The sequence below is a fragment of the Streptomyces sp. NPDC056948 genome, from assembly GCF_042674225.1.
Lineage (GTDB): Bacteria > Actinomycetota > Actinomycetes > Streptomycetales > Streptomycetaceae > Streptomyces > Streptomyces purpurascens.
Genome location: NZ_JBHUQX010000535.1, coordinates 1 through 5,339, shown reverse-complemented (window position 1 = coordinate 5,339; position 5,339 = coordinate 1). Strand labels below are relative to the sequence as shown.

The window sequence follows — 5,339 nt, the reverse complement described above, 5'->3', positions numbered from 1 at the left end:
GGCGCGCGAAGGCGGTCGCCCTCGTCGCCGCCGGGGCGGTCCTGGTCGCGGCGATCGTCACCGGAGCCCTGGTCCTCACCGGCGGCGACGACGGCGGGGCGGAGACGAGGACGGTTCCGACGCCCTCCGGCCCCACCGCGTCGGATGTTTCGGAGCCGACTCCCGAGGCGTCCTCCTCCGAGCCGTCCGCCGACGACCCGGCCGTCGTCGAGGACCAGCTCAACGGCGTCACCTTCCCGCTGCTGGACGGCTGGGTCCGCCCGCAGTACGTCGCCGAGGACGACGTCGTCATGACGACGGACGGCACATACGACTGCCCCGGCGACGGCAATGCCTGCCGCCACGGCCTCGTCGTCTCCCGCACGGTCACGGCGAACGACGAGAAGTCCCCCGAGGCCCTCGCCAAGGCGGACATCTCCGAGGCGGCCGAGGAGGCCTACGACCGCGACAGCATCGGACAGAAGCCCTACGGGGGCATGGAGTCCCACGAGGTCGTCAAGTCCGGGCCGATCGCGGTGGCGGGCCGCGCCGGATACTTCGTGCGCTGGCGCGTCCACACCGCCAAGGGGCCGGGCGGCTACGTCCAGTCGCTCGTCTTCCCGTCCAGCGTCGGCACCGAGTCACCCGTCCTCGTCCGCTACGTCTTCGACGCGGGCGAGGACGGACCGCCGCTCGCCGACATGGACCGCGTCACCAAGGGCATCCGCCCGGTCGGCGACGCGGACACGGGCGGCGGCGTCGGCAGCAGCATCGGCCCGTCGGACTGAACGGCCGGCCGGCTGACGGGCTACAGGAACGTGTGGCCCTCGCCGCGGTAGGTCGGCACGGTCGCCGTCACCGCGTCGCCCTCGATCAGCCGCAGCCGGTCGAACCGCTCGCACAGCTCACCGGCCTTCGCGTGCCGGAACCAGACCTTGTCACCGATCAGCAGATCGTCGGCGGGCGAGCCGAGCAGCGGCGTCTGCACCTCACCGGCCCCCTCCTGAGGGTCGTAGCGCAGCCCCTCGGGCAGGTACGGCACGGGCGACCGGTCGGCCCCGGCGGCTCCGGAAGCGGGATACCCACCACCGAGCACGGTCACCACGCCGACCCCGGGCCGCCGTACGACCGGCTGGGCGAAGAGGGCGGACGGACGGCCGCTGAACGACGTGTAGTTGTCGAACAGCCGCGGCAGGTACAGCCCCGACCCGGCGGCGATCTCGGTCACCGAGTCCTCCGCCGCCGTGTGCTGCACCGAACCGGTGCCACCGCCGTTGACGAATTCCAGACCCGGCACGACGGCCCGCACCGCGCGCACCACCTCCGCGCGCCGCTCGGCGAGTTCACGCTTGGCGGCGGCCTGCATCAGCCGTACGGCACGGGACCGCAGCGGGCGCCCCGCCACGGCGTCCCCGACACCGGCGACGTGTCCCTCGTACGCCATGATCCCCACGACCGCGAAGCCGGGCCGCCGGGCCACCGCCCGGGCCACGTCCGCGACCTGCGCGGGGGAGTGCAGCGGCGAACGCCGGGCCCCGACGCGCACGCGCCCGCCGAGCAGCCTCAGGGACGTGTCCAACTCCAGGCACACCCGCACCACTTCACGACCGCCGCCCCGCGAGGCGTCGATCAGATCGAGCTGGGCGACATCGTCGACCATGACGGTGACGGCGGCGGCGAGCTTGGGATCACCGGCGAGCTCGGCGAAGGCGGCACGGTCGGCCGAGGGGTAGGCGAGCAGCACGTCCTCGAACCCCGACCGGGCCAGCCACAGCGACTCGGCGAGCGTGAAGGACATGATCCCGGCGAAACCGTCCCGGGCCAGGACGCGTTCCAGCAGCGCCCGGCACCGCACGGACTTGCTGGCGACCCGGACGGGCTTGCCCCCGGCGCGACGGACCAGATCGGCGGCGTTGGCGTCGAAGGCCTCCAGGTCCACGATCGCGAGAGGGGCGTCGAGATGGGCTGTGGCCCGGTCGTAACGGGCCCGGTCGGCGGCGCGCGCAGTCATGAACGCAGCCTGCCAGACTGGATTACCGCAGGGTAGGGGGACGTTCCGGGCAGATGCCCCGGGGTCGTGGACTGGTTCCCGTTCGTGCAGGAACAAGCCGTAGAGTGACGCGCACGTACGGCGGAACGAGCCGGCCGGGAATCCGCGCCGGGATGACGCTCCGTCCGTACGGGTATGTGTGCCCGGGACGATTCCGTGCCGGGCCTCGGGCAGGACGCCACCGGCCCGCGCAGAACGCAGCGGCCCGGGCACAAGGAAACGGGGGGTGCATGAGCACGGAAGCGCGGCGTGCCTCCTTCCCCCCACGCCCCACCAGCCCGCCGCGTCCCCCACACCCCCCGGAGACCCCGGCAGCCGAACCGTCCGACACCGCCACGGACGACGCCCCCTCGGGTGCGGACGCGCGCGAGTCTTATGACACCGGCCTGTCGACCACGACGTGGCGCGAGGACTCGACGGCGGGTTCACTGCGCCCGTCCCCGGCACGGAACACCGACCGGGTCGGGCCCGCCTCCGGGCGTATGTCGCCGGCCGGCGGTGGCGCCGGTGGCTCGACGACGGGGTCGTCGCGGCCGTCCGCCGAGCGGGACGCCGACCGGGCCGGGTCTGCCGCCGCCGGGACGCGTGGTGCGCCCGACGGGCGTGTGTCGCCGGCTGGCGGTGCTTCGGGGCCGCGTGCGTCGGCTCCCGCGGAGACGGACGGGCGTGGGCGCTCCGGTGCCGGTGGCTCCACGACGGGGTCGTTGCGGCCGTCCGCCGAGCGGGACACCGACCAGCCCGGGTCTGCCGTTGCCGGGGCGCGGGGTGTGTCGGACGGGCGTGGGTTCTTCGGTGCCGGTGGCCTGACGACAGATGCGCAGGGGCCCTCCTCGGCGCGTGAGGCGGCCTCGACGGGCTCTGCCGCCGAGGACCGGGGCACGCCCCCTGGGCGTATCGGCGCGGATGGCTCGTCGGCAGGGGACGGCACCGGTACCGGAACGGCGGCTCGAGGCGGCGGCGCGGCCGGTCCGGCGTCCTCCGGCTCCGGCGGCGGCTCGAACGGGCGTCCTCGCTTCCCGAGCCTCGGCGCCACCGCGCCCGAGCGCACCGAGCCCACGACACCGCCCCCGCCGCTCGCCTCCGCCCGCTTCCCGGACACGCTCCCCGGCGTCCGCCCCGAGACCCGGCCGGAGTCGAACAGGACGTCCACCCCTCCGGCCACCCCTCCGCGACCGAGTCACCTTCCGGGCTCCTCCGGCCGGCCCGGGGGGCCGCTCCCCACGCCACGCCGTACCGGCGCCCCCGCCGAGAACGCGGCGGAGACGACCCGACGCCTGCGGCCTATCCCCGCGGACCCGTCGCCCGCCGAGCGATCCGACCGGCCGGCCTCCGAGAACGCCGAAACCTTCGGCCGTCCCGGCCCCGCACGCCCCGGCACCCCGCCACGCCCCACGCGTGAGCCGCAGGCCGGTACGGGCTTGCTCGGCGGAGCCGATACCGGTTCCGGATCCGGAACCGGTTCCGGCCCTGGGATGCGCGTGCCACCCGCACCCACCCAGCGGCCCCGCCCTGCCACCTCGGTCCCTCCGCCCCCGGACTCCGCCCCCGCCTCCCGCGTCGCTCCCGACCCGGCCTTCTCGTGGAGCGCCCCCCTGACTCCCGGCGGGACACTCACCGGCGCGCGGCCCGTCGTGTCGTTCGGGGAGCCCGAGGGATACGACGGTGACGCCCGGCCCCGCCTGCTCGGCCGCCGCGGCGCGTCGCAGGCCGCCGCGGCCGCCGCCTGTCTCGTGCTCGGGCTGGGACTCATCTCGGGTGCGGCCACCGGGAGCTGGCTGGTCGGGGACTCCGGCGAGGAGGGCTCGCGCAGCACCTTCGCCACGGCCGGAAGCCTCTGGCACAGCGTCCCCGTCGACCAACTGTTCCCGCCCACCGTGCAGGGCCGGGGCGCCGGCCCCGGCGGAGCCGACCGCACCTGGACCAGGATCGCCGTCGCCCCGGACAGCGGCTGCAAGGACGCCTTCGACCCCCTGCTGCGCAAGGCCCTCGCCCCCGTCGGCTGCGAGCGGCTCCTGCGCGCCACCTACACCGACGCCACCCAGAGCTACGTGACCACCGTCGGCCTGCTCTTCACCACGGCCGACGCCCCGGGCATGACCTCCCTCGCGAACCGTTTCCGCAAGGAGCGCCTGGACCGCCGCAACGACCTGATGCCCCTGCCGTACGCCGCGAAGGACACCCCCGCCGCCCGCTTCGGCACAGGGCAGCGTGCCGCCTGGACCGTCTCCGTGCTCACCGAGGCCCCGGTCGTCGTCTACGCCGTCTCCGGCTGGGCCGACGGCCGCACCGTCGACGACCCGCAGCCCGCCGAGGACGCCATGGAGCCGAACGCCACCACGGCACCGGCCCAGGCCGGCCTCGGCAACGAGGCGCAGGGCCTCGCCGACCGCGTCGAACGCGGCCTCCGCAAGAACGTCCGCTCGGCCACGGAGCAGCCGTCGTGAAAGCCGCAAGCCGCCCGGCCGGGCGAGCCGCCGCGACCCGGCGGGCCGGAGCCCTCGGCGTCCTGCTCGCCGCGGGCCTCGTCCTCCTCCCCGCCCCCGCCGCCCACGCCGACAGCATCCGCGCCCAGCAGTGGGCCCTGGAGGCCATGCACACCCAGGAGGCCTGGCAGACCACCAAGGGCGACGGCGTCACCGTCGCCGTCCTGGACACCGGCGTCGAGGCCGACCACCCCGACCTGACCGGCAACGTCCTCACCGGCAAGGACCTGGTCGGCTTCGGAGCCGAGCCGGGCGACCGCGCCTGGGCCCGGCACGGCACCGCCATGGCCGGCATCATCGCCGGCCACGGACACGGCCCGGGCAACGCCGACGGCGTCCTCGGCATCGCCCCCGAGGCGAAGATCCTCCCCGTCCGCGTGATCCTGGAGGACGGCGACTCCTCCCGCGCCAAGGCCCGCAGCACCCGCGGCAACGCCCTCGCCGAGGGCATCCGCTGGGCCGCCGACCACGGCGCCGACGTCATCAACCTCTCCCTCGGCGACGACTCCGCCTCCGCGCACCCCGAACCCACCGAGGACTCGGCCATCCAGTACGCCCTGAAGAAGGGCGTGGTCGTCGTCGCCTCCTCGGGCAACGGCGGTGAGAAGGGCGACCACATCTCCTACCCGGCCGCCTATCCGGGCGTCATCGCCGCCACCGCCGTCGACCGCTCCGGAACGCGCGCCTCCTTCTCCACCCGCCGCTGGTACGCCACCGTCAGCGCCCCCGGCGTCGACGTCGTCATCGCCGACCCCGACCACAAGTACTACGAGGGCTGGGGCACCAGTGCCGCCGCCGCCTTCGTCTCCGGCGCCGCCGCCCTGGTC

At 75.4% G+C, this 5,339-nt stretch carries 4 protein-coding genes; 3 read left to right on the top strand and 1 reads right to left on the bottom strand.

Translation table 11 applies throughout. The features are described from left to right. A partial coding sequence (locus tag ACFTZL_RS40410) for a hypothetical protein (RefSeq protein WP_382594202.1) occupies positions 1–767 on the top strand: 767 nt, incomplete at its 5' end. Positions 768–787: 20 nt separating this feature from the next. Here ACFTZL_RS40410 and ACFTZL_RS40405 read toward each other — a convergent pair. Next, entirely contained in the window at positions 788–1,990 is a 1,203-nt protein-coding gene (locus ACFTZL_RS40405) for an amino acid deaminase/aldolase (RefSeq protein ID WP_382594199.1), read from the bottom strand. Positions 1,991–3,660: 1,670 nt separating this feature from the next. Here ACFTZL_RS40405 and ACFTZL_RS40400 point away from each other — a divergent pair. Together ACFTZL_RS40400 and ACFTZL_RS40395 are read left to right on the top strand one after the other, a co-directional pair. Beyond that, on the top strand, positions 3,661–4,473 hold the full coding sequence (locus ACFTZL_RS40400) for a hypothetical protein (RefSeq protein WP_382594204.1): 813 nt from the start codon (positions 3,661–3,663) through the stop codon (positions 4,471–4,473). Continuing rightward, the coding region (locus ACFTZL_RS40395; RefSeq protein WP_382594196.1) for a S8 family serine peptidase at positions 4,470–5,339 on the top strand (870 nt) is incomplete at its 3' end. The genes ACFTZL_RS40400 and ACFTZL_RS40395, both read left to right, overlap by 4 nt.